General features: G+C 67.5%; 19 protein-coding genes. 12 read left to right on the forward strand and 7 right to left on the reverse strand.

The annotated features are described in order from the left end of the window. Positions 1-144: 144 nt before the first annotated feature. From EOINJALH_RS21765 to ntrC, 9 genes are all read left to right on the forward strand, one after another. Positions 145-1,152, forward strand: a complete 1,008-nt coding sequence (locus EOINJALH_RS21765) for a YncE family protein (protein WP_404872786.1) — start codon at positions 145-147, stop codon at positions 1,150-1,152. Next, positions 1,136-1,924: a polysaccharide deacetylase family protein gene (locus tag EOINJALH_RS21770; protein WP_088284036.1), complete on the forward strand. Its 789-nt coding sequence runs from the start codon at positions 1,136-1,138 to the stop codon at positions 1,922-1,924. The genes EOINJALH_RS21765 and EOINJALH_RS21770 overlap by 17 nt, the downstream gene beginning before the upstream one ends. Next, positions 1,921-2,901: a sterol desaturase family protein gene (locus tag EOINJALH_RS21775; RefSeq protein WP_088284038.1), complete on the forward strand. Its 981-nt coding sequence runs from the start codon at positions 1,921-1,923 to the stop codon at positions 2,899-2,901. Before EOINJALH_RS21770 ends, EOINJALH_RS21775 begins: the two co-directional genes overlap by 4 nt. Further along, positions 2,898-3,797: an EI24 domain-containing protein gene (locus tag EOINJALH_RS21780; RefSeq protein WP_088284040.1), complete on the forward strand. Its 900-nt coding sequence runs from the start codon at positions 2,898-2,900 to the stop codon at positions 3,795-3,797. Before EOINJALH_RS21775 ends, EOINJALH_RS21780 begins: the two co-directional genes overlap by 4 nt. Continuing rightward, complete coding sequence (locus EOINJALH_RS21785) at positions 3,790-4,587, forward strand: molybdopterin-binding protein (RefSeq protein WP_088284042.1); 798 nt, start codon at positions 3,790-3,792, stop codon at positions 4,585-4,587. Before EOINJALH_RS21780 ends, EOINJALH_RS21785 begins: the two co-directional genes overlap by 8 nt. Before the next feature lie 224 nt (positions 4,588-4,811). Then, positions 4,812-6,227, forward strand: coding sequence for a type I glutamate--ammonia ligase (glnA, locus tag EOINJALH_RS21790; RefSeq protein WP_088284044.1), 1,416 nt, complete (start codon positions 4,812-4,814; stop codon positions 6,225-6,227). A 193-nt stretch (positions 6,228-6,420) separates the two neighbouring features. Beyond that, positions 6,421-6,837, forward strand: a complete 417-nt coding sequence (locus EOINJALH_RS21795; RefSeq protein ID WP_310732326.1) for a hypothetical protein — start codon at positions 6,421-6,423, stop codon at positions 6,835-6,837. 7 nt (positions 6,838-6,844) lie between these two features. Continuing rightward, positions 6,845-7,936 carry a nitrogen regulation protein NR(II) gene (gene glnL / locus EOINJALH_RS21800; protein WP_088284048.1) on the forward strand — a complete coding sequence of 364 codons (1,092 nt, stop codon included), beginning with the start codon at positions 6,845-6,847 and terminating at the stop codon, positions 7,934-7,936. 38 nt (positions 7,937-7,974) lie between these two features. Then, positions 7,975-9,477, forward strand: a complete 1,503-nt coding sequence (gene ntrC / locus EOINJALH_RS21805) for a nitrogen regulation protein NR(I) (RefSeq protein WP_088284050.1) — start codon at positions 7,975-7,977, stop codon at positions 9,475-9,477. A gap of 91 nt (positions 9,478-9,568) precedes the next feature. Here the strand turns inward: ntrC and EOINJALH_RS21810 are convergent, their stop codons facing one another. From EOINJALH_RS21810 to EOINJALH_RS32885, 7 genes are all read right to left on the reverse strand, one after another. Continuing rightward, positions 9,569-10,138, reverse strand: a complete 570-nt coding sequence (locus EOINJALH_RS21810; RefSeq protein ID WP_088284052.1) for a hypothetical protein — start codon at positions 10,136-10,138, stop codon at positions 9,569-9,571. A gap of 79 nt (positions 10,139-10,217) precedes the next feature. After that, positions 10,218-10,985, reverse strand: coding sequence for an exodeoxyribonuclease III (xth, locus tag EOINJALH_RS21815; RefSeq protein WP_088284054.1), 768 nt, complete (start codon positions 10,983-10,985; stop codon positions 10,218-10,220). A gap of 431 nt (positions 10,986-11,416) precedes the next feature. Next, on the reverse strand, positions 11,417-13,117 hold the full coding sequence (locus EOINJALH_RS21820) for a bifunctional diguanylate cyclase/phosphodiesterase (RefSeq protein ID WP_088284056.1): 1,701 nt from the start codon (positions 13,115-13,117) through the stop codon (positions 11,417-11,419). A 3-nt stretch (positions 13,118-13,120) separates the two neighbouring features. After that, positions 13,121-13,573 (reverse strand): response regulator, encoded by a 453-nt coding sequence (locus tag EOINJALH_RS21825; protein WP_088284058.1) that lies wholly within the window; start codon positions 13,571-13,573, stop codon positions 13,121-13,123. Continuing rightward, a complete protein-coding gene (locus EOINJALH_RS21830; protein ID WP_310732327.1) occupies positions 13,573-13,995 on the reverse strand; it encodes a response regulator in 423 nt (140 codons plus the stop codon). The genes EOINJALH_RS21825 and EOINJALH_RS21830 overlap by 1 nt, the downstream gene beginning before the upstream one ends. Positions 13,996-14,021: 26 nt before the next feature. Next, positions 14,022-19,127 carry a PAS domain S-box protein gene (locus EOINJALH_RS21835; RefSeq protein ID WP_144290125.1) on the reverse strand — a complete coding sequence of 1,702 codons (5,106 nt, stop codon included), beginning with the start codon at positions 19,125-19,127 and terminating at the stop codon, positions 14,022-14,024. 281 nt (positions 19,128-19,408) lie between these two features. After that, the gene (locus tag EOINJALH_RS32885) at positions 19,409-19,651 is read right to left on the reverse strand and encodes a hypothetical protein (protein WP_234413975.1); all 243 of its coding nucleotides are present in this window, start codon (positions 19,649-19,651) and stop codon (positions 19,409-19,411) included. Between the two features lie 366 nt (positions 19,652-20,017). Here EOINJALH_RS32885 and EOINJALH_RS21845 point away from each other — a divergent pair, with 366 nt between their 5' ends. The 3 genes from EOINJALH_RS21845 to EOINJALH_RS21855 all read left to right on the forward strand — a co-directional run bounded on the left by EOINJALH_RS21845 (position 20,018) and on the right by EOINJALH_RS21855 (position 23,994). Next, complete coding sequence (locus EOINJALH_RS21845; RefSeq protein WP_088284064.1) at positions 20,018-20,464, forward strand: cache domain-containing protein; 447 nt, start codon at positions 20,018-20,020, stop codon at positions 20,462-20,464. A 52-nt stretch (positions 20,465-20,516) separates the two neighbouring features. Then, positions 20,517-22,067 carry a methyl-accepting chemotaxis protein gene (locus tag EOINJALH_RS33355; protein ID WP_088284066.1) on the forward strand — a complete coding sequence of 517 codons (1,551 nt, stop codon included), beginning with the start codon at positions 20,517-20,519 and terminating at the stop codon, positions 22,065-22,067. Between the two features lie 907 nt (positions 22,068-22,974). Next, complete coding sequence (locus EOINJALH_RS21855) at positions 22,975-23,994, forward strand: MoxR family ATPase (protein ID WP_088284068.1); 1,020 nt, start codon at positions 22,975-22,977, stop codon at positions 23,992-23,994. The last annotated feature ends 36 nt before the right edge of the window (positions 23,995-24,030 follow it).

Consider the following 24,030-nt stretch of genomic DNA (forward strand, 5'->3'; position numbering starts at 1 on the left):
GGGGCGAGCCGCGTCGCCGGGGCCCGGTGTGTGACCGATGTCAGGCGAAGGCGCGGCGGCGCGCCCGGTTTTGCCGTGCCCGGCCAGGGGCCGGCCGTGTCGACACATACACTTGCAGGTTGGCCGATCCCCTGGTTCCCCATCGTGAAGCTGTATTACTTCTTGCGCGCGACCCTGGTCGCCACCCTGGCCGCCGCGGCCTGTTCGGTCCACGCAGAGGGTGCCAGGCCGCCGCGCCCGATCTTCATGCTCAACTCGCTCGACGCGACGGTGAGCGTGATCGACCCGGTCAGCTTCACCGAGCGCAAGCGCATCCCGACGGGCAAGGAGCCGCACCACCTGTACCTGTCGCCCGACGAGAAGAGCCTGATCGTCGCCAATGCGCTGGGCAACTCGCTCACCTTCATCGACCCGATCACGGCCGAGGTGCAGCGCGTGGTGCCGGACATCCTCGACCCCTACCACCTGCGCTTCTCGCCGGACATGAAGTGGTTCGTCACCGCGGCCAACCGGCTCAACCACGTCGACCTGTACCGCTGGCAGCCCCAGGTGGCCGATGCCCCGCTGAAGCTCGTCAAGCGCATCTCCGCGCCCAAGACGCCGAGCCACCTGTCCATCGACTCGAAGAGCACGGTGGTCTATGCCTCGCTGCAGGACAGCGACCAGCTGATGGCCATCGACCTGGCCACGCAGAGCCCGCGCTGGACCATCGGCGTGGGCAAGATGCCGGCCGACCTCTACCTCAGCCCCGATGACAAGCGGCTGTTCATCGGCCTGACCGGTGACCGGTTCGTCGAGGTCTACGATGTCACGCTGCCGACGCCCAAACTGCTGCAGCGCATCCCTACCGGCGAGGGCGCGCATGCGTTCCGCTCGCGTGGCGACGGCAAGCACCTGTTCGTCAGCAACCGCGTGGCCAACACCGTGAGCATGATCGATATCCACAGCATGACGGTGGTGGCCGAACTGCCTGGCCCCGGCGGCCCCGATTGCATGGACCTGATGGCCGACGGCAAGACCCTGCTGCTGAGTTCCCGCTGGGCCCGCAAGCTCAGCTTCATCGACATCGACAGTCGCAAGGTCGTGCGGCAGATCCCGGTCGGTCGCTCGCCCCATGGCGTGTGGACGCTCGACCATGCGCCGCGCCAGTAGTCGACCCTTTGCCGGTGCGGTGGCCATCGCCGTGGCGGCCAGCGCCGGCGCCGCCTGGGCCGCCGCGCCCTGCAACAAGCCGGTGTTCCTGACCTTCGACACCGGCCACATGGCCGTCGCGCCGCTGGTGGCAGAAGTGCTCACGCGACAACAGGTGAAGGCCACGTTCTTTCTGGCCAACGAACGCACCCGCGAGGGCGGCTGGAGCCTGGATGACCGCTGGGCCGACTGGTGGCGCGCGCGCGCCACCGAGGGCCATGCCTTCGGATCGCACACCTGGGACCACGGCACCTGGCAGGCCGATCGACCGGACGGCGGCTTCGACCTGCGCCCGTCGATGGGGCCGCAGGCCGGTCGCCGGGTGGCCGTGTCCGCTGCCGGCTATTGCGCCGAACTGCGGCGCCCGGCCGATCGCTTCCAGGCCATCACCGGCCAGGCGATGCTGCCGCTGTTCCGCGCACCCGGTGGCAAGACCTCGCCGGCTCTGCTGGCCGCGGCCAAGGCCTGCGGCTGGACGCACGTGGGCTGGTCGCCCGCCGGCTTCCTGGGCGACGAACTGCCCAGCGACCGCTACCCGAACGAAGTGTTGCTGAAGAAAGCGCTGGACGGCATCCGCGGGGGCGACATCCTGCTGGCCCACCTGGGCATCTGGTCGCGTCGCGAGCCTTGGGCGCCGGCCGTGCTGGAGCCGCTGATCGAAGGCCTGAAGTCGCGCGGTTTCTGCTTTGCCACGCTGCGCGACCATCCTGATCTCGGGGCGCCGACCCGATGAACCCGCTGGACCTGTTCGACGACCTGCAGCAGTGGCTGTTCGAAGGGGTGGTGCAGCCCCTGATGTTCCATGGCGGTCTCGGCAATCTGATGGCCGACGGTTTCCGAGCCACCGGCTGGCTGATCATCGGCGTGCTGCAGATCGTGGTGATGGTGACTCTGTTCCGGGCCTTCGAGCGCTGGCGGCCGGTGGAAGCCGTCACCGACCGCGCGAGCGTGCGCACCGACATCGGCTACACGCTGATCCACCGGCTGGGCCTGCTGCGTGTCACGCTGTTCTTCGCCATCGACCCGTTCTGGGACTGGACCGCAGGACAGTTGCACCTGCATGGCGTGCCCACCTTCGAGCTCGACCGCCTGTGGCCCGGCGCCACCGACGTGGCCTGGATCAGCTTCGTGCTCTACCTGCTTCTGTTCGACTTCATCGACTACTGGTACCACCGCGCCCAGCACCACGTCGACTGGTGGTGGCAGCTGCACGCGGTGCACCACAGCCAGCAGCAGATGACCCTGTGGACCGACAACCGCAATCACCTGCTCGACGACGTGCTGCGCGACAGCCTGTTCGTCGTGGTGGCCCTGGCGGTGGGGGTGCCGCCCGGGCAATTCGTGGGGCTGGTGGCCCTCACTCAGCTGATCGAGAGCTTCTCGCACGCCAACGTGCGCCTGGGCTTCGGGCCGCTGCGGTGGCTGCTCGTCAGCCCGAGCTACCACCGCCTGCACCACGCGGTCGGCCTCGGGCACGAGTCCGCCGGCGAGGGCACGCTGGGCGGCCACAACTTCGCGGTGCTGTTCCCGGTCTGGGACCTGCTGTTCGGCACCGCACGCTTCGACCCCGGCTACCGGCCCACCGGCATCCGCGACCAGCTCGAGGGCCGCGACTATGGCCGCGGCATCCTGGCCCAGCAGTGGCTGGGACTGCAGCGGCTGGGCCTGCCCCGCAGGATCGGCCGTTGGGGTAGGCTCCGCCACCTATGAAGGAACTGCTCGACGCGTTCTGGCGTGCCGCGGCCTACTGTCTCCACCCCAAGGTCATCGGCCTGTCGCTGCTGCCCCTGCTGATCGGCGCCGGCCTGGCCATCGGCCTGGGCTGGTTCTACTGGGAACCAGCCGTCGCGGCGGTGCGCCAGACCCTCGAAAGCTGGGCGCTGGTCGAGGCCGGGCTCAGGCTGGTCGAGTCGTGGTTCGGCACGGCGTTCCGCACGATGCTCGCGCCGCTGATCGTCGTGCTGCTGGCGGCCCCGGTGATCGTGGTGCTGTCGATGCTGCTGGTGGCCCTGCTGATGGTGCCGTCCATCGTCGGCCTGGTGTCGTCGCGGCGCTTCCCTGCGCTGGAGGCCCGGCGTGGTGCGGGGCTGGTCGTCAGCGCGCTGTGGTCGATGCTGTGCACGCTGCTGGCGCTGGTGGCGCTGGTGGTGTCGCTGCCGCTGTGGTTCATCCCGCCGCTGGTGCTGATCGTGCCGCCGCTGATCTGGGGCTGGCTCACCTACCGCGTGATGGCCTTCGATGTGCTGGCCGAGCACGCCGATGCCACCGAGCGGCGCGAGCTGATGCGCCGCCACCGCTGGCAACTGCTGGCCATCGGCGTGGTGTCGGGCTACCTCGGTGCGGCGCCGTCGCTGGTGTGGGCACTGGGTGCGTTCACGCTGGTCTTCGCGCCCATCCTGATCGGCGTGTCGGTGTGGCTGTACACGCTGGTCTTCGCCTTCAGCGCGCTGTGGTTCGCGCATTTCGCCCTTGCTGCATTGCTCAGGCTGCGCAGCGAGTCCATGCCCGTGCCGGCGGCCACGCCACTGGACGGCACGGTGATCGACCTGCCGGGCTCCGGTGTGGCCACGCCGCCCTCTCTCCAGCCCCCCGCACCCCATGCCTGACATCGGCCTCATCATCATCGGCGACGAGATCCTCTCGGGCAAGCGCCAGGACAAGCACCTGCCCAAGGTCATCGAACTGCTCTCGGCGCGCGGACTGGCGCTGTCCTGGGCGCGCTACGTGGGCGACCACCGGGCGCACATCACCGCCACGCTGCGCGACGCCTTCGCCAGCGGCGACATCGTCTTCAGTTGCGGCGGCATCGGCGCCACGCCCGACGACCACACCCGCCAGTGCGCGGCGGCGGCACTCGACCGTCCGCTGCAGTTGCACCCGGAGGCCAAGGCCCTGATCCAGCAGCGCATGCGCGACCTGGCCACCGAGCAGGGCATCCCCTACGAGCCCGACCGCGCCGACAACGTGCACCGGCTGAACATGGGCGTGTTCCCCGAGGGCGCCACGCTCATCCCCAACCCGTACAACAAGATCCCCGGCTTCACCCTCGGCGAGGTTCACTTCGTGCCGGGCTTTCCGGTCATGGCCCATCCGATGATCGAGTGGCTGCTCGACGGCCGATACGCAGCGCTGCATGGCGCCCATGCGCAGCAGGAGCGCAGCGTCATCGTCAAGGGCTCGATGGAGGCCACGCTGACGCCGCTGATGGAGGCCATCGAGGCCCGCTTCGCCGACGTGCGCGTCTTCAGCCTGCCGAGCGTCGACCATCCCACGCTGGGCCGGCACATCGAGCTCGGCGTCAAGGGGGCCGTCGGCGCCGTCGATCTCGCCTTCGAGGCCCTGTGCACGGGGCTGACATCCGTGGGCGCCGAGTTTCGCACCGACGTGGTGCGATGATGGGGGCCTGATTCGCACCTGATTGGGGCGCATTCGCGCCCATCATTGGGGCGCGGCGGCCCGTGGTGCCCGGTCCATGGCGGTCGATGCCGAAACCGGCCCGGGCATGCTTTCTGCTAAATTTCGGTGCGCCTTTCCGGTGGGGTCTCGCCTCTCGGCCAAGGTCAGCTTTCACACCCCCCATCCCAAAAACCTGTTTCGCGCCCCCCGCTAGGAGATCCTTGATGGCAAAGACCGTCGCCGACGTGATGTCGATGGTGAAGGAAAACGAGATCAAGTTCGTTGATTTCCGTTTCACCGACACCCGCGGCAAGGAACAGCACGTCTCCGTGCCTGTGTCCCATTTCGATGAAGACAAGTTCACGTCGGGCCATGCCTTCGACGGCTCCTCGATCGCCGGCTGGAAGGGCATCGAAGCCTCCGACATGCAACTGATGCCGGACCCCAACACCGCCAACGTCGACCCGTTCTTCGAAGAGCCGACGCTGATCCTGACCTGCGATGTGGTCGACCCCGCCGACGGCAAGCCCTACGAGCGCGATCCGCGGTCGCTGGCCAAGCGCGCCGAGGCCTACATGAAGAGCACCGGCCTGGGCGACACCGCCTACTTCGGCCCGGAGCCCGAGTTCTTCGTCTTCGACAGCGTGCGCTGGGGCAACGACATGTCGGGCTGCTTCTCGAAGATCGAGGCCGAAGAAGCCGCCTGGAACACCGGCAAGGAATACGAGCACGGCAATTCGGGCTTCCGCCCGGCTGTCAAGGGGGGCTATTTCCCCGTGCCGCCGGTCGACTCGGGCCAGGACCTGCGCTCCGAGATGTGCCTGATCCTCGAATCGCTGGGCATCCCGGTCGAGGTGCACCACCACGAGGTGGCCAACGCCGGCCAGATGGAAATCGGCACGCGGTTCTCCACGCTGATCCAGCGCGCCGACTGGGTGCAATTGCAGAAGTACGTGATCCACAACGTGGCCCACGCCTACGGCAAGACCGCCACCTTCATGCCCAAGCCCATCGTCGGCGACAACGGCAGCGGCATGCACGTGCACCAGTCGGTCTGGAAGGACGGCAAGAACCTGTTCGCCGGTGACGGCTACGCCGGCCTGTCCGACTTCGCCCTGTACTACATCGGCGGCATCATCAAGCACGCCCGTGCCCTGAACGCCATCACCAACCCGGGCACCAACAGCTACAAGCGCCTGGTGCCGGGCTTCGAAGCCCCGGTGAAGCTGGCCTATTCGGCCAAGAACCGCTCGGCCTCGATCCGCATCCCGTACGTGGCCAATCCCAAGGGCCGCCGCGTGGAAGCGCGCTTCCCCGATCCCCTGATGAACCCGTACCTGGGCTTCGCGGCGCTGCTGATGGCGGGCCTCGACGGCGTGGAAAACAAGATCCATCCGGGCGAAGCCGCCACGAAGGACCTGTACCACCTGCCGCCGGAAGAAGACGCGAAGATCCCGACCGTCTGCGCCAGCCTCGAACAGGCGCTGGAGTACCTGGACAAGGGCCGCGCGTTCCTCACCAAGGGTGGCGTGTTCACCGATGCGTACCTCGATGCCTACATCGAGCTGAAGATGCAGGAAGTCACCCGCTTCCGGATGGCCACGCACCCGGTCGAGTTCGACATGTACTACACCCTCTGATCGAGGGCACTGCGGGACAAGGGCGGCTTCGGCCGCCCTTTTTGCTGGTGGGCCACAATGCCGTGCGGCCCTTGGTCGATGTGGAGTGCGCGCGATGGTTCGCAGGGCGTGGCTGGCAGGTTGGATGATGGCGGCGGTATGCGGTGGGGCAGGGGCCCAGACGACCGCGGTCTATCGCTGCCCGGGCCCGCCGGTGCTGTACACCGATGCACTCACCCCGGCCGAGGCCCAGGACAAGGGCTGTCGCCTGATCGAAGGCGCGCCGGTCACCGTGATCCAGGGCCCGCGCCCGCGCCCGGCGGCCGCGGGGCCGTCGGCCACGCCGTCCGGTGCCTCGGCACCGCGATCGGCCGACGCCAAGGTCGAGCCCGCCGCCCAGCGCCAGCGTGATGCCGACGCCCGCCGCATCCTCGAAGCCGAACTGCGCCGCGAGGAAGAAAAGCTGGCCGCCCTGAAGCGCGAGTACAACAACGGCGAGCCCGAGCGGCGCGGCGAAGAGCGCAACTACCAGACCTACCTCGATCGCGTCGCGTCGATGAAGGCCGGATTGATGCGCATCGAGAGCGACATCGCGGCCATCAAGCGCGAACTCACCAAGCTCGGCCCCTGAGGCGCCGATGAGCCGAAGCCGCGTAGCGTCGCTGGATCTCACGCGTTACGACGCGCTCGACCTGCTGGCCACGATGGTGGCGGTGGTGCAGCCGAACGGTTCGCTGCTGTTCGTCAACGCCATGCTCGAGACGGTGGCCGGCCTGTCCCGGCGCACGCTGATGCGCACCAGCCTGCTCGACTGGTTCGTCGACGAGCGGCCGCTGCGCGACACGCTGGCTGCCGTGGCGCGCAACGAGGTGTCGACAGCGCGTTTCGATGCCGTCATGCGGCGCGCGCCGGTGGCCGCGCACGAGCACCTGCCGGTGCACGTGATCGTCACCCAGATCGACCACCAGGCCGACCGCCTGGTGGTGGAGATGCTCGAGATCGAGCAGCAGACGCGCCAGGACCGCGAGGAGCGCGCGCTGGGGCAGGTGCAGGTCACCAAGGAACTGATCCGCAACCTGGCGCACGAGATCAAGAACCCGCTCGGCGGCATCCGCGGCGCGGCGCAACTGCTCGAGATGGAACTCAGCTCGCGCGAACTCACCGACTACACGCAGGTGATCATCCGCGAGGCCGACCGCCTGCAGGCGCTGGTCGACCGGCTGCTGGCGCCGCACCGTCGCCAGCAGGTGGTGGGCGACGTCAACGTCCACGAGGTCTGCGAGCGCGTGCGCTCGTTGATCCTGGCCGAGTTCCCGCGCGGCCTGAAGGTGCGGCGCGACTACGACACGTCGCTGCCCGAGTTCCGCGGCGATCGCGAGCAACTCATCCAGGCGGTGCTCAACATCGCCCACAACGCGGCGCAGGCGCTGGCCGAGCGCATGGACGAGGGTGATGCCTGCATCGTGCTGCGCACCCGAGCGGCCCGACAGGTGACCATCGGCAAGCAGCGGTTCAAACTGGCACTGGAATTGCATATCGAAGATAACGGGCCGGGTGTGCCCGAGGAAATCCGCGATCGGATCTTCTTCCCGCTGGTGTCGGGTCGAGATGGCGGATCAGGCCTCGGGCTCACGCTGGCGCAGACCTTCGTGCAGCAACACCAGGGCACGATCGATTGCGTCAGTGAGCCCGGTCGCACGATCTTCCGGATCGTGATTCCGCTGCCTTAGGGTGGTATGCATCAAGGGACGACACGGGCCGCCGGCGCATGAAACCCATCTGGATCGTAGACGACGACCAATCCATCCGATTCGTCCTCGAGCGTGCCCTGGCACGGGAGCAACTGGCAGTCCGCAGCTTCTCCAACCCGCGCGACGTGCTCGCGGCACTCGACGACGATGCACCGCAGGTGCTGGTCAGCGACATCCGCATGCCCGGGGGCTCGGGCATCGACCTGCTCACGCAGGTCAAGCAGCGGCTGCCCGGGCTGCCGGTCATCATCATGACGGCCTATTCCGACCTGGACAGCGCCGTCTCGGCCTTCCAGGGCGGGGCCTTCGAGTACCTGCCCAAGCCGTTTGACCTGCCTCGCGCGGTGGAACTGATCCGCCGTGCGCTGGACGAGAGCCTGCGCGAGGCCGTGCGCGACACCGGCGTGGCCGAGATGCCCGAGATGCTGGGCCAGGCCACGGCCATGCAGGATGTCTTCCGGGCCATCGGCCGGCTGTCGCAGAGCAACGTCACGGTGCTGATCACGGGCGAATCGGGCTCGGGCAAGGAACTCGTCGCCCGCGCGCTGCACAAGCACAGCCCGCGGGGCGATTCGGGCAGCAACGGCCCCTTCATCGCCATCAACACCGCCGCCATCCCGAAAGACCTGCTCGAGAGCGAACTCTTCGGCCACGAGCGCGGCGCGTTCACCGGTGCGCAGACCACGCGGCGCGGCCGCTTCGAACAGGCCGACGGCGGCACCTTGTTCCTCGACGAGATCGGCGACATGCCGTTCGACCTGCAGACGCGCCTGCTGCGCGTGCTGTCCGACGGCCAGTTCTACCGCGTCGGCGGCCACCAGCCGCTGCGCGCCAACGTGCGCGTCATCGCCGCCACGCACCAGAACCTCGAGCAGCGCGTGCGCGACGGTGCGTTCCGGGAAGACCTCTTCCACCGGCTCAACGTCATCCGGCTGCGCCTGCCGCCGCTGCGCGAGCGGCGCGAGGACGTGCCGGCACTCACGCGCTTCTTCCTGGGCAAGAGCGCGAAGGACCTGGGCGTCGAACCCAAGCGCATCACCGATGCCGCGCTCGAGCGCCTGATGGCCTTCGACTTTCCTGGCAATGTCCGTCAACTCGAGAACGTCTGCCACTGGCTCACCGTCATGGCGCCCGCCCAGGTCATCGAGCCGAAGGACCTGCCGCCCGAACTCGGTGCGGTGACGGCACTCACCGACGCCCATCCCGCGGTGGACAGCAGCCGGCAGGTGGCCGCGTTGTCGCCGTCGAGCGGCCCCGATGCCATGCCCACGGCACCGGTGGTTGCCCTCGCGGGCAGCCTGACCCAGGGCTGGATGCCAGACCTCCAGCGCGAGGCACGCCGCATGCTCGAAGGGGGTGAGCCGCAGGTCTGGGACGCCCTGACCCGCCAGTTCGAGGCCGGTCTCATCCGCGTGGCGCTCGAGATCACCCGGGGCCGCCGCATCGAGGCCGCGCTGAAGCTGGGCATTGGCCGCAACACCATCACCCGCAAGATCCAGGAACTCGGACTGGACGACTGACCGACCCGCGGCATGCCACGCCCTGGTGCGCCCCTCGTTGGGGCGGGCGGGTGCACCAGCTTGGCGGCACCCAGGTGGCTTGGCGTTGAACTCAGCGGCCCGAAGACAGCGACATCGGTGAGGTCCAGCCCTGCTCGGCCTCGTTGAAGGCGGATTGCGAGGCGTCCTTCACCTCGAGGCCCAGGGTCGACTGACCCGACAGGCGCACGCCGGCGCGGCCTATCGTCGAGACGCTGCGCAGCGCGATCGCTTCGACCAACCGTGTGCGCAGCACCGCCAGGTGCGCGTTGTTTTCGGTGTATTGCAGGTCTTCGAGTTGTTCCAGCGCCCGCTGCAGCACATGCACGGCCACGCGACGCAGGGCCTTCGAGCCCTTGCGCGCCAGGGCCCGCTCGAGCAGGCTCAGGTGGGGCAGCACCTGGCGCAGGCCTTCCTGCTTCTCGAACAGGTCTTTCAGAGCGCGGTGCGCCAGACGCAAGGCCTGGCCGCGTCCCACCGGCGGTGGGAAGTTGGCCAGCGTGGACCGTGTTTCCTTGGAAGGCGCGGTTCGCGCGGGGGAGAACAGTCGGGCGCGGATCCACCGCAAGGCCCGGGAGCTGCTGCGGACCTGCGACTGCGGCAGGCCATCCAGAGGGACTGGGGTGGTGGCGGCGTTGCTCATGGAAGATGGACGGCTCGTTGAAACAACCGGGCAGCCGATCGGCCGAAGTGCTGGATCATGCCACGCAGACGCCGTGCTGTTAAGCCATCAGCTCTACCACGACCGGTGCGTGGTCACTGGGCCGTTCGTTCTTTCGCGGTGCCTTGTCGATCCGGCAGGCTGTGACCGTTGGTGACAATGCGTGACCCACCAGGACATGGTCGATGCGCAGACCCTGGTTCTTTCGGAAGGCCAGGTTGCGATAGTCCCACCAGCTCCAGCTGCGCGGGGGCTGGTCGAACAGCCGGAAAGCATCCACCAGGCCCAGGTCGAGCAGCGCGCGGAAGTGGGCGCGCTCCTCCGGGGTGCAGTGGATCTGGCCGGCCCAGGCCACCGGGTCGTGCACGTCGCGGTCTTCGGGAGCGATGTTGAAGTCGCCCATCAGCACCAGCCGCGGGTGCGCGGCCAACTCGTCGTGCAGCCATTGGCGCAAGGCCTCGAGCCAGCGCATCTTGTAGACGAACTTGTCCGAGTCGGGGGCCTGTCCGTTCGGCATGTAAGCCCCGACCACGCGCAAGTCGCCCACCGTGGCGGCGATCACGCGGGCCTGGTCGTCGGCCATGCCGGGGATGTTCCTCACCACCTCCGTGGCCGGCTGGCGCGAGAGCAGCGCGACACCGTTGTAGGTCTTCTGTCCGAACCAGGTGCTGTGCCAGCCTGCCGCGGTGATCTCGGCCTGCGGGAACTTGTCGTCGGTGAGCTTGGTTTCCTGCAGCACCAGCACGTCGGGTTGCTCGGCGGCCAGCCAGTCCAGCACCTGGGGCAGGCGCACGCCCAGCGAGTTCACGTTCCAGGTGGCGAGTTTCATTACAGAGATGAGTCCTTGATCTTGTTGTGTTGTCTCTCGGAGTCTTCAGATGCTACCCCCTCTCATGCCCAGACGGCATTCCTCTGTTGGTTCGCTAACTCGTCCCAGCTGATGTAGCCGGGATGATGATCGCGAAACAATGCGTTCCAGGCCTTCATCGGTTTGTGGTGCTCGGAAGTCTTCCGCGCTCGACCCTCCACGACCCGTGTTCGATTGCCCCTGCGCCCGAAGACGTAGGCCCCGTGGTAGATCCGGTCAGCCCACTGCAAGAGTACCGCCGAAGGTGCACCACGACCTCGTGCGGAAACCGCTGCGCAAGGCTCAAGAAGGCACGGCAGTTGTCTTCGTGCGCGGCGACTGCTGGCCGGTCGCCTGTCGAGCGTGCGTGTCGGTCACGCCATCGGCGGTGCCCGGGCGCACGGCGCAGCCACTCAGTTGGGCGGCAACCATGCCTCCGGCCGGTGTAGCCCGAAGCCCTGCGCGTAGTCGACGCCAATCTCCTGAAGTCGCTGGCCGATCTCGTCGGTCTCCACGAACTCGGCGATCGTCTTCAGGCCGACGACGTGAGCGACCCTGTTCACCGACTCGACGATCGCGCAGTCAAGTTCGTCGGTCGTGATGTCGCGCACGAAGGCACCGTCGATCTTGAGGTAGTCGATCGGGAGCGCCTTGAGATACGTGAACGAGCTCAGCCCGGCGCCGAAGTCGTCGAGGGCGAAGGCACAGCCCTCGGCGCGGATGCCCTCCATGAAGCGCACCGAGCGATCCAGGTTGCCGATCGCGGCAGTCTCGGTGATCTCGAAGCACAACATCGACGGCGGCATCCCAGACCGTCGGATGGCTTCGCGCAGGAAGTCGTAGAAGCTGTCGTCGGTCAGCGTCACGCCAGACAGGTTGATGAAGAACCGTTGTTCCCGCGTTGACAACGCTGAAAGACGGCGTGATGCGTAGGACTCCAGCAGGTGGTTGACGACCCATCGGTCGATGGCCGGGGCCAAGCCGAAACGTTCTGCCGCGGGCAGGAACGAGGTCGGGCTGGCCAGCCGGTCATCTTCGTCGCGCAGACGGATCAGCAGTTCGCAACGGTCGCTGAGGTGGCTGGTGGTCTGCAGCGGGACGATGTTCTGGCGATGTAGCACGAAGCGGTTGTTTTCGATTGCCCAGCGCAACCGCGCCACCCACTGCATCTCGCCGCGGCGCCGCTGCAGGTCCTGGTCGTCCTCGGTGTAAACGTGAAGCCGGTTGCGACCATGCTCCTTGGCCAGGTAGCAGGCAATGTCTGCATTGCGCAGCACATCGTCGACTCGCAGATCCAGCGCGGTGATTGGCGCCACGCCGATGCTTGCACCCACCGTCAGCAGCTTGCCGTTCCACGGCATGCGGAATGCATTGATCGTCTGCAGCATCTGGCCCGCGAGCTCCTCGGCTCGCTCCAGTGGGCAGCCCTCGAGCAGCAGGCCGAACTCGTCGCCACCTAGTCGGGCCAGGGTGTCGCTGTCGCGCATCTTCGCCCGCATCGTTTCGGCTAGGTGCTTGAGCAACTGGTCGCCTGCCATGTGTCCGCAGGTATCGTTGACGACCTTGAACTGATCGAGATCGATGTACAGCAGAGCATGGCGCTTTTGCCACTCGCGTGCACTGGCCAGCGCAAGGCCGAGACGTTGTTCAAAATGGTGGCGGTTGGGTAGGCCGGTCAGGCTGTCATGGAACGCCAGGCGTCGGATCGTCGCCTCCGCCTCACGGTTCTGCGACCGGGTCTCGGCTTCGCGCAACTCGCGGTCGATTGCCGGCGCCAGCCGTGCGAGGTTGTCCTTCATGATGTAGTCGCTGGCGCCCGCCTTCATCGCCGCCACGGCAACGTCCTCGCCGATCGTGCCGGAGACAATGATCACGGGCAGGTCCAGCCCCAGCTCCCGGGTGCGCGCCAGGGCGGCGTCCGAGCTGAAGCTCGGCAGGTTGTGGTCGGTGATCAACACGTCCCAGGGGTTCGCCACGATGGCCTGCTCGAAGGCCTCGCGCGTGTCGACGCGGTGCAGCTGCGGCGCGAAACCACTTCGCGCCAACTCACGCTCGAGCAACGCGGCATCGGTTTCGGAGTCCTCGACCAGCAGGATACGCAAGGCACGTTTCATGACCTACAACACCGGTGCGGGCGGCGGCAGGTTGAGCGTCAGCCAGTACTCGCCGATCTCACGCATCACGTCGTCGTACTGCTCCGAGCTGACGGGCTTGCGCACGTAGCTGTTCACGTGCAAATGGTAGCTGTTGCGCAGGTCGCTCTCTTCGTTGGAGGTCGTCAACACAACGATCGGCTGGGAGCGTGTGCGCTGGTCCTCGCGCAGGCGGCGCAGCACGTCCAGCCCATCGACCTTGGGCAGCTTGAGATCCAGCAACACCAGCGCCGGCCGCTGGCGGTAGTCGCGCCCGGCGTACGCCCCGGTGCCAAACATGTAGTCGAGTGCCTCTTCGCCGTCGTTGGCAATGATCACCGGGGCTCGGATGTCGCTGCGTTTGAGCGCACGCAACGCCAGGGCCTGGTCGTCCGGGTTGTCCTCCACCAACAGTACTGGATGTGCGTTGCGGTTCATCAGTCTTCCCCTTGAGAAGGTGGCACGTTCAGGATCAGCCAGTACAGCCCCAGCTTGCGGACGACACTCATGAACTCCGCGAAGTCCACTGGTTTTCGGATATAGCTGTTGGCGAACTGGTCGTAGCTGCCGGCGACGTCGGTCGGCTCGCTCGAGCTGGTCAGAACCACCACCGGCAGCGGCGCGGTGCGCGGGTCAGCGCGCAGGCGGCGCAGCACCTCGAGGCCGTCGATGCGGGGCAGCTTCAAGTCGAGCAGCACCAGCACGGGCACCTGGCGCCCGTCACGTCCCGTGTGAGCGCCCGTTGCAAAGAGGTAGTCCAGCGCCTCGACGCCGTCACGTGCCACCACCACCTCATTGGCAATGCCGTTGCGCGCGAGCGCGCGCAGCGTCAGCGCCTCGTCGTCGGCGTTGTCCTCCACGAGCAGGATCGTCCTTTGTATGTTTCTCATGCATCCACCCTGCCATTGACACCACTGGTCTTCGCCGCCGAAGCCTCACCCAGCTGGCCGATCGTGAAGTAGAAGGTCGCTCCCTTGCCAACTTCCGCCTCGGCCCACACACGGCCACCGTGCCGGCTGACGATGCGTTCCACGGTGGCCAGGCCGATGCCGGTGCCTTCGAAGTCCTTCTGATGGTGCAAGCGCTGGAATGCACCGAACAGCTTGGAGACGTACTTCATGTCGAAGCCGACGCCGTTGTCGCGCACGAAGTAAATGGTCTCACCGTCGCGCGTCATGTGGCCGAATTCGATGCGGGCATCGGTTCGACGCGAGCTGTACTTCCAGGCGTTGCCCAGCAGATTCTCCAGCGCCACCAGCAGCAGACCCGGGTCGCCGTGCACCGAAGGGCTCGGCTGCACTGTCGTCAGCGGACGGTGGCCCGGGTGTTCTTCCTCGAGTTGATGCAGCGCGTGCTGCGCCAGCTTGCTGAGATCGACCCGGTGCGGTGTCAAAGGCGCCCGCGTCACTCGCGAAAGCTTCAGCAGGTCGTCGATCAGATGGCCCATGCGCTGCGTGTTTGCGCGCACGCGCCGCAGGTAGTCGCGCCCAGTGTCGTCGAGCCGGTCGCCAAAGTCCTCCAGCAGCGCCTGCGAAAAGCCGTCGATGCCGCGCAGCGGCGCGCGCAGATCGTGCGACACCGAGTACGAGAACGACTCGAGCTCGCGCACCGTGGCCTCGAGCTGCGCCGTGCGATCGCGCACCCGCTGCTCCAGCTCCGCGTTCAGGCGCTGTATCTGCTCACCGGCGCGCTTGATCTCGGTGATGTCGGTGAAAGTGGCCGTCACCTCGTAGGGTTCGGGTTCGCCGGGGCGCACGCGCGGGATCGCGCTGACCAGGATCCAGCGGTGGTCGGGCTCGTCCGGGCGCACCACACCCATCGTGACGTCCTTCACCGGCCGGTTCGTGCGCAACGACACCATCGCCGGATGCTCGTCGCCGGGAAAGTCGCGGCCGTCGGGCAACACGGTCCGCCAATGCGGGTCCATCGACGTGCGACCCTGCATCTGTTCGAGGCTCAGGCCAAGGATCTCCTGCGCCGCCGGGTTGGCATCGACGATCGCGCCGCTGCGGTCCTGCGTCACCACGCCCTGGTTCATCGTCTCGAACAGTGTGCGGTAGTTCAGCTCGCTGCGGCGCAGGGCTTCCTCGGCCTCGCGGCGCTCGGTGATGTCGATCACGCCGCCAATCGTGCGCACCGGGTGACGCTCGGTACCTTCGCCGGCGAACAGCGTCTGCGCGCTCGACCTCAGACAGCGCAGCGTCCCGTCTCTGCGCCGGATGCGGAATTCGATCTCGTAACGGCCATCGCCAGCCGGATCGTGGGCACGCTTGATTGCAGCTGCAAAGCGATCGCGATCCTCGACCAGCGTGGCCTCCGCGACGCTGGCAATCGTGATCGGCTCGTCGGCGGACCGACCGTGCATGGCGCGGTACTCGGGCGACCAGTAGATCTCGCCCGAGACATGGTCGTGATCGAAGATGCCGGTGTTGGACGCCTGCACGACGCGGGTCAGACGGCCTTCGCTGAGTCGCAACGCTTCCTCGGCCTTGCGGCGCTCCGTGATGTCGATGACGCCGCCGACCGTGCGCACCGGGTGACGCTCGGCGCCTTCGCCAGCGAAGTAGGTCAGCGCGCGCACGCTCAACCAGCGCACCACCCCGTCGCGGCGGCGGATTCGGTGCTCGGCGTCAAGGGCGCCGTCGCCGGCCGGATCGTGGCTGCGCATGATGGCAGCCCCGAGTCGATCGCGATCCTCGGCCAGCGTGACCGCGACGATGTCGGCAACCGAGATCGGCTGGTCGGCTGACCAGCCGTTCATGATCCGGTGATGGGGCGAGCAGTAGACCGCGCCCGACGCATGGTCGTGCTCGAAGATCCCGGTGTTGGATGCCTGTACCGCCTGTGTGAGCCGGCGTTCGCTGCGACGCAGGGCTTCCTCGGCCTCGCGCCGCTCGGTGATGTCGATGGCGCCGCCGACCGTGCGCACCGCGCGACGATCGGCACCCTCGCCAGCGAAGAAGGTCTGCGCGCGCGCGCTCAGCCAGCGCACCGCTCCGTCCGGGCGACGGATTCGATGCTCGATGTCAAGGACACCGTCGCCGGCCGGATCGTGGGCGCGCCGGATCGCAGCCGCGAGCTCTTCGCGATCCTCGGCCAGCGTGGCGGCCATGATTTTGGCGGCCGTGATCGGCTCGTCGGCCGACCAGCCCTTCATGACCCGGTGCTCGGGCGAACAGTAGAAGTACTCTGAATCAAAGTCGTGCTCGAAGATGCCGGTGTTGGACGCCTGCACCGCCTGGCTCAGCCGGCGTTCGCTGCGACGCAGGGCTTCTTCGGCCTCGCGGCGCTCGGTGATGTCGATCACGCCGCCGACCGTGCGCAGCGGGTGGCGATCGGCGCCGTCGCCGGCAAACATCGTCTGCCCGCACGACCGCAGCCAGCGCAGCGTTCCGTCGCGGCGCCGGACGCGGTATTCGATGTCGAACAGGCCATCACCGGCCGGGTCATGGGTGTGCGCTATTTCGGCCGCCATGCGATCACGATCCTCGGCCACATTGGTCTGGACGATCTTGGCAATCGTCACCGGCTCGTCGGCGGTCCAGCCGCACATGGCGCGCAACTCGGGCGACCAGTAGATCACGTCCGAGGCATGGTCATGGTCGTAGATGCCCGTGTTGGACGCCCGCAAGGCGTGCGTCAGTCGGCCTTCGCTGCGACGCAGCGCTTCCTCCGCCTCGCGGCGCTCGGTGATGTCGACCGCGCCGCCGACCGTGCGCACCGGGTGACGATCGGCCCCGTCGCCAGCGAACAGCGTCTGCCCACATGCCTTCACCCAGCGCAGCGCCCCGTCGCTGCGCCGAATGCGGTACTCAACATCGTAAAGGCCGTCGCCAGTCGAGTCATGGCTGCGCGCGATCGCAGCCTCCAGACGATCGCGATCCTCTTCCAGCACGGCCGCTGCGAGGTAGGCAATCGTGACCGGCGCGTCGGCGGGCCAGCCGAAGATGGCGCGCATTTCGGGCGACACGTACATCACCGCGGACGCCAGATCGTGGTCGTAGATGCCGGTGTTGGCAGCCCGCACGGCGTACCTGAGACGGCTTTCGCTGCGTCGCAACGCCTCTTCGGCCTCGCGGCGCTCGGTGATGTCGAGCACTGCGCCGACCGTGCGCGCCGGGCGGCGCGCCTCGCCCACGCCTTCGAACAAGGTGATCGATCGCGTCTCCAGCCAACGGATCGCGCCGTCGCGCCGAATGATGCGATGCACGACGTCGAAGTGGCCGTCGCCCTTGGGATCGTGGGCCCGCTCGACCGCCGGGCCGATGACGGCGAAGTCCTCCGGGTACACGCAGGCCATGATGGCTGGCAGGGTCACCGGTTCGTCTGCGCTGAAGCCGTAGTTGGTGCGCAGTTCGTGCGACCAGTAGATTGTGTCGGTGCGGTGATCGTGGTCAAGGATGCCGCTGCGCGTCAAGCGCACCGCCTGTCGCAGCCGTTCCTCGCTGCGCTCGAGCGCGGCATGGGCTTCGCGACGTTCCGTGATGTCGACCATCGCGCCGGTGGTGCGCAACGGCCGGCGCGCGCTGCCTTCGCCTTCGAACGTCGTCAGCGATCGGCAGGACGCCCACCGCACGCCACCTTCAGGGAGAAGGTGCCGGAAGACGATGTCGAAGATGCCGTCACTGATCGGGTCATGGGCACGCCGCGCTGCCTGCACGAACGCGGGCCGGTCGTCGGGATGGATGCGTGCAACGAGATCGGCAAAACCGATCGTCTGATCGGCGTCGAAGCCGAACTGCTGGCGCGACTCGAGCGACCAGTAGAGCGTGTCGATGTCGTGATCGTGCTCGAACACACCGGTGCCGGAGGCTTGCAGCGCCTGGCGCAGGCGGGCCTCGCTGCGCTGCAGGGCCACCTCGGCGCGCTTGCGGTCGGTGATGTCGCGCATGATCGTCGACAGGTAGGTCACTTGGCCATTGGCGTCGCGATGGCAGGTGATCACCTGGGAAATGGGCACCTCGCGGCCCTGGGCGTCGAGGACGGCCGTCTCGCCCGACCAGGTGCCCACGCGCATCGCAGTGGGCAGGCCTTGCTCCAGGATCAGCCGGCCCGCCCATTCGGGGTGCACCGACGGGATCGTGATCGCGGCCACCGGCCGGTCACCGACCCCGGTGATCTCGCGACCGGCCCGGTTGAGGTAGGTGATGTTCAGATCCGGATCACTCATGCTGACCAGATCGCTCGTCGATTCGATCAAACCGATCAGGCGATCACGCTCCATCTGGATCTGCCCGCGTTCGGCGATCACCTCGCTGATCTGTTGGTCCTGCCGGGCGACCGCTGCGGTTCGATCGCGCAAAGAGCGACGCATTCGTTCGAAGCTCGCACCGAGTGCCACCAACTCTGGCGGGCCATGTGGGGGCGCGGTCAGGCTGTCCGCACCGTCGGCGACCACCGTCGCCGTCCGGGTCCACTCGGCGATCGGGCGCGCGATACCCCTCGCGACGAGGAGGGCAGTCGCGCCTGCGGCCAGCATGAGCGTGACCGCGAAGGCGAACAGCGTGCGCAACTTCGATCGCACGAGCTGATCGGCACGGGCGGTGCTGTAGTCGACGCGAACGTCACCAAGCACCTCGTCGCCCAGCCTTAGCGTCTGGCTGCGCGAGACCTGCTCGCCCACCGCACCGGCATCAGCACCGGTGCGCTCGCGCGTCAGTGCCGGCGCCAGGCCTTTCGGTTCGAGCCACACTCGCACCAGGTCGGGCTGGTCCTGGAGCGCGTCGAGTTCGGCGTTGACCCGCGCGATCTCCCCGCTTCGCAGCGCCATCGTCAGCGCATGCTGCACGTATTGCTGGTGCTGGGCAATGCGCTCATCGAGACCGGATCGTGCTTCGAGTCGGGCACTCTGGCCGTACCAGGCCAACCCCGCCAGGCTCAACGCGGCGAGAACCGCCGAGATCGCAACGGCAAAGCGACCTCCTATCGACAAGCCTGCTGGCCAGGGGAAACGCTCTTGCGGCACGCCGCTCGAAGTGGATACCACGTTCACAAAGGTCGTCTGTCGTCGTCAGAAACCGACGGCGTGCTTCGTCACCACCGAGCCTCGACGCTGCTGCTCCGTGGACCATGGGCCGTGGGCCGTGCGCCGATCATTGCCCAGTTGCCGCCTTGGCGGGACTCGGAGCTACCCTCGCGCGCACCGATGTACGGGGTTTCCCGAGGGTCTGCGTGGTCTGAACGGTCGCCCCTCCGCGCACCAAGGCGGTGCCGCTTCCGGGCGCACAGGCGATCGTGGCGCGTGCAGGGCTGTACGCGGCATGGCGAACCAAATCATGCGAAGACTGGGCGTGCGGGAGCATGGGCAGACGGGGGTTGTTGCTGGTGGCCTGCGAAGATGGTCACATGGCGGGCGCATTGGCGCTGGGGCCAGAAACAGTGGCACCAGCATTGCGCCTCGACCGAGGACGCCTGGGGCCGCCGCTTGGCCGAAACGCCCGCGACGAAGCGGCCGAGCGCGTCGAGCAGCGGTGCGGCGTCGAATGACGGGCGCTCCAGCATCGCCAGCGCCTTCACGGTAGCCTCCAGCGTCGAGACCTGACTGGCACGTCCGGCGATAGCCGCGGCATCGCCGCCAGGGCCGGGTGCTCGAGAAGCATCCGTAGGCACTTGCGCCACGTCGGCAGGTATGTCTGGGTACAGCAGCCGCATGCCCCGCCCACTGCGCCGGGTGGCGATGCGCTGCCGGTGGCGGGTTCAAGTTACGGCAGTGACGCGCATCGTGCGCTCAGGCCGGAACTGGCCCCGGTGAGCCGCCCTATTCGACGCGCTGCGCGCAGGGGCTTCAACTCAAGATAGGTCACTGACAGCCGAAATCGCAGGGGGCGCCGCGTGTCGCGAGCGCCCGTTTCGCATCCCATTGACTCTGAAGGAGATCCGACCATGAATTTCACCCATGTCCTGGCTGGTGTCGCGCTGACCGTGGCGGCACTCGCCGCCCGCGCCGAGACGCCCGAAGCCGCCAAGTCTTTGCTCGATGCGGCCGTCGGCGAGGTTAAGGCATCCAACCTCGACAGCGCCGTCAAGAGCATCAACGCCGGCGGCAAGTGGAACAAGGGCTCGCTCTACATCGTGATGGTCGACTTCCAGGGCAAGATGCTCGCGCACTCGGCCAACGACAAGATGCCCGGCAAGAACATGTTCGAGGCCAAGGACGCCGCGGGCAAGCCGTTCGTGCAGGAGGCCATCGCCGCCGTCAAAGGCCCGGGCGCCGGCGCGGTCGACATCCGCTGGCCCAACCCGCAGACCAAGCAGATCGCCGACGCGACGATGTTCGTCAAGCGCGTGCCTGGTCAGGACGCCTACGTCGGCTCGGTGGTGTTCAAGTAGACCGCACGCCGACGGACCCGATCAACGCGCACTTTCCACGGAGTCCCCGACGATGACCTGGTTCGATGACCTCTCGCTGAAGTTCAAGCTCGCGCTCGCTCCGGCGGTCTGCCTGGCCCTGCTCGGCATCGCCGCGGGTGGCGCGGTGTGGGGCTTCGCCCGGCAGCAGTTGGCGCTGGAGGCGCTGCATGCGAATCGGCTGCCGGGCTATGCCTTCAGTGCCCGGTTCGAATCGGGGCTGCGCGATATGAACGGACTGATCAACCGTTCGATCGGCTACGAGGCGATGGGATTCAATGCCAAGGAGGTCGGCGAGGTAGACCGCCAACTCCTGGCCAAGGCCGTCGAGCTGAAGGGTGCCATCGCCGAACGCCAGACCACCACTGCGGACGAGGAAGAGCAGCGCGCCCTGGACAGCTTGTCGCAGGCATTCGGCCGCTACGACAAGTCGGTGAAGGAAACGCTGGAGATGAAGTCCGCCGGCGCCGCCATTGCCGCCACCTTCCTCAGCACCGCGCAGAAGGAATACGACACGCTGCTGAAGGACATCGCCCGTGTCAGTCAGGGCAAGCTCGATGAGGCAGCGAAGGATGTCGCATCGGCCGGTGCCGCGGCGAGGTGGGCGCAGGGTGCGATCGCCATCGCGTCGGCGTGTGCCTTTGCGCTCGGCATCGCGATGACCCTGCTGGTCGCTCGCGGTCTGGCGCGCCGCATCGGAACCTTGTCGGCAAGCGCTGCGACGCTGGCCGCCGGCGACTTGAGCCGTGGGCTGCAGCCGCAAGGCCGCGACGAGGTGGGGCGTCTGATGACGGACCTGGAGGCCGTGCGCCTGCGCCTGGCTGGCTCGATCCAGACCGTGCACCAGGCCGCCGAGTCGGTGCGCATCGCCTCCGCTGAAATCGCGGCCGGCAACGCCGACCTCAGCCAGCGCACCGAGCAGCAGGCCGGCAGCCTGCAGCAGACGGCGACCTCGATGGAAGAACTCAGCGCCACGGTGCGCCAGAACGCCGACACGGCCCTGCGCGCCAACCAACTGGCCGGTTCGGCCAGCGCGGTTGCCAGGGAGGGCGGCGAGGTCGTCGGCCAGGTGGTGCAGACGATGGAGGGTATCACCCACGCGAGCCGGCGCATCGCCGACATCATCGGCACGATCGACGGCATCGCGTTCCAGACCAACATCCTGGCGCTCAACGCCGCGGTGGAGGCGGCGCGCGCCGGAGAACAAGGCCGCGGCTTCGCGGTGGTGGCCGGCGAGGTGCGCACACTGGCGCAGCGCTCGGCTGCGGCGGCACGCGAGATCAAGACACTGATTGGCGACAGCACCGACAAGGTAGAGGCCGGCTCGCGCCTGGTGAAGCAGGCGGGCACGACGATGGACCACATCGTCGCGCAGGTGCGCCACGTTGGCGACATGATCGGGGAGATCTCCGCGGCCAGTGTCGAGCAGACGACGGGCATCGGCGAGGTCAGCAGTGCGGTGACGCAACTCGACCATGCCACGCAACGCAACGCGGCGCTGGTGGAACAGAGCGCCGCTGCGGCCGAGAGCCTGAAGGAGCAGTCGCAGCGATTGGTGCAGGCGGTGGGGGCCTTCACGCTCTGAGGTAGACCCGGAGCCGACCAATACCGGCCGTGCTCCGTGCGCAACGGGCCAGGTGGCTGCACCTGCAGTCCAGCCCGGTCGCGCGACGACGCGATCCCGGTGGCGCAGGGCTACCTTGCCAGATCCGGCAGCTTGGGCACCTCGAGTTGTCCTCGGAGGACAGTACTTTCGAACGCTCTGTTTCCTCCCCCATGGCACCCTGAACATGGCACCCGACGCGCCTGAGTCGGGCTCTGTCAGCCGCTGAGATCTGTTGAGCGGTGACAACGCCGCCGAATTTCGCTTCTAGCAGGCATCATCTGCTGGGTTATCCCTTGTCGCCTGCCCGATTCCATGTTCCCGCAAACACTGCGGACGCAGTCGACTCCAGTGGCCCTGGTCGCCGTGTCGGCTGAGCGGTCATGGTTGGGCTGCGTCACGCCGCTTGCAGCGCCTTGCCACTGCCGGTGCGCGAGGCAGTACGCGCACATGCAAGCCCAGGTGCGTGAGGATCTTCTCGATCGCCGGCGCTCCCAATATCGCCGCGATGGACATGAGCTCACCGCCGCAGTTTGGGCAGTGAACCGCACCGGGTTCCGAGGAGGCCTGTTGGCTTGAGTCAGACCGACGTGGTCTGACTACCTTGGCTATTGAGTCTTTCTCACTTCCAGCCCCCGCGCAGTGGCCGACGGAGGCGCCCCCCTCCCGGTTGGGCATGTCGTCGGCAGGTTGGAGGTGACAGTGGCGCGGGCTTCGATGCCATCGTATGAGGCGTTGGCGATACGGCGTCACGTCCGCGACACGGGGATGCACCCATGCCGATGTCCTCGGCCAGCGGTCACACTGGGAGTTGCATCGCCCAAGCGGCGATGCGCCGCCGTCGCGTGCGCCGTGCGCGATTCCTCCACTGGGCCAATTCGAGCACTCCATGACCATCGACCATCGGCTCGAAGACTGGCGCGGCATCGCACTGAATCTGGAGCGCGAGGTGGCCCGCGCCGTCATCGGCCAAGCGCAGACCATCCGCCTCATCAACGTGGCCACCTTCGCGCGTGGCCACGTGCTGCTCGAGGGCGACGTGGGGGTGGGCAAGACCACCGTGCTGCGCGCCTTTGCACGCGCCATCGGCGGCGATTTCGAGCGCGTCGAAGGCACGGTGGACCTGATGCCCGGCGACATGATCTACCACACCTATGTCGACGCCGACGGCAAGCCGCGCATCGATCCCGGCCCGCTGCTGCGCCATGGCGAGCGACTGACCACCTTCTTCTTCAACGAGATCAACCGCGCCCGGCCGCAGGTGCAGTCGCTGCTGCTGCGGGCGATGGCCGAGCGCACGGTGTCGGCCTTCAACCGCGAGTTCCGTTTTCCGCACATGACGGTGTTCGCCGACCGCAACAAGGTCGAGAAGGAGGAGACCTTCGAACTGGCCTCGGCCGCGCGCGACCGCTTCATGTTCGAGCTGAACATGAGCAAGCCCACCGACCGCGGCATCCGCCGCTCGCTGGTCTTCGACACCGCCTACCACGACGCCGACCTGCTGATCGAGCAGGTGCCCGCGGCGATGCTGCCCTGGGACCAGCTCAATGCCGTGGGTGCGCTGATCCAGCGGCAGGTGCACAGCAGCGAGACCATCGAGCGCTACGTGCTCGACCTGTGGGAGGCCAGCGAAGACCCGCAGCGTTTCGGCATCACGCTGTCCGGCGTCGACATGCAGCGCCTGGTGCTGGCCGGTGCCAGCCCGCGCGGCATGAGCGCGCTCATGCGTGCCGCGCGCGTGGTGGCCTGGATGGAAGGCCGCGACCACTTGCGGCCCGACGACGTGCTGGCGGTGCTGCCTTCGGTGCTGGGGCACCGCGTGTTCTTCACGCCGATCTACGAACTGCGGCGCGCCGAACTGGCCCCGGCCCTGGTGCGGCAGATCATCGACAGGGTGGCCGCGCCATGAGTGCGCCGAGCAACTCCCTAGCGCGAATCCCGCAGC

The organism is Ideonella sp. A 288 (assembly GCF_002198735.1).
Lineage (GTDB): Bacteria > Pseudomonadota > Gammaproteobacteria > Burkholderiales > Burkholderiaceae_C > Pseudaquabacterium.

Excerpts from the sequence above, each read along its gene's own strand:
- EOINJALH_RS21770 (WP_088284036.1), top strand. The coding sequence starts at position 1,136 with ATGCGCCGCGCCAGTAGTCGACCCTTTGCCGGTGCGGTGGCCATCGCC.
- EOINJALH_RS21775 (WP_088284038.1), top strand. The coding sequence starts at position 1,921 with ATGAACCCGCTGGACCTGTTCGACGACCTGCAGCAGTGGCTGTTCGAA.
- EOINJALH_RS21780 (WP_088284040.1), top strand. The coding sequence starts at position 2,898 with ATGAAGGAACTGCTCGACGCGTTCTGGCGTGCCGCGGCCTACTGTCTC.
- EOINJALH_RS21785 (WP_088284042.1), top strand. The coding sequence starts at position 3,790 with ATGCCTGACATCGGCCTCATCATCATCGGCGACGAGATCCTCTCGGGC.
- glnA (WP_088284044.1), top strand. The coding sequence starts at position 4,812 with ATGGCAAAGACCGTCGCCGACGTGATGTCGATGGTGAAGGAAAACGAG.
- glnL (WP_088284048.1), top strand. The coding sequence starts at position 6,845 with ATGAGCCGAAGCCGCGTAGCGTCGCTGGATCTCACGCGTTACGACGCG.
- ntrC (WP_088284050.1), top strand. The coding sequence starts at position 7,975 with ATGAAACCCATCTGGATCGTAGACGACGACCAATCCATCCGATTCGTC.
- EOINJALH_RS21810 (WP_088284052.1), bottom strand. The coding sequence starts at position 10,138 with ATGAGCAACGCCGCCACCACCCCAGTCCCTCTGGATGGCCTGCCGCAG.
- xth (WP_088284054.1), bottom strand. The coding sequence starts at position 10,985 with ATGAAACTCGCCACCTGGAACGTGAACTCGCTGGGCGTGCGCCTGCCC.
- EOINJALH_RS21820 (WP_088284056.1), bottom strand. The coding sequence starts at position 13,117 with ATGAAACGTGCCTTGCGTATCCTGCTGGTCGAGGACTCCGAAACCGAT.
- EOINJALH_RS21825 (WP_088284058.1), bottom strand. The coding sequence starts at position 13,573 with ATGAACCGCAACGCACATCCAGTACTGTTGGTGGAGGACAACCCGGAC.
- EOINJALH_RS21845 (WP_088284064.1), top strand. The coding sequence starts at position 20,018 with ATGAATTTCACCCATGTCCTGGCTGGTGTCGCGCTGACCGTGGCGGCA.
- EOINJALH_RS33355 (WP_088284066.1), top strand. The coding sequence starts at position 20,517 with ATGACCTGGTTCGATGACCTCTCGCTGAAGTTCAAGCTCGCGCTCGCT.
- EOINJALH_RS21855 (WP_088284068.1), top strand. The coding sequence starts at position 22,975 with ATGACCATCGACCATCGGCTCGAAGACTGGCGCGGCATCGCACTGAAT.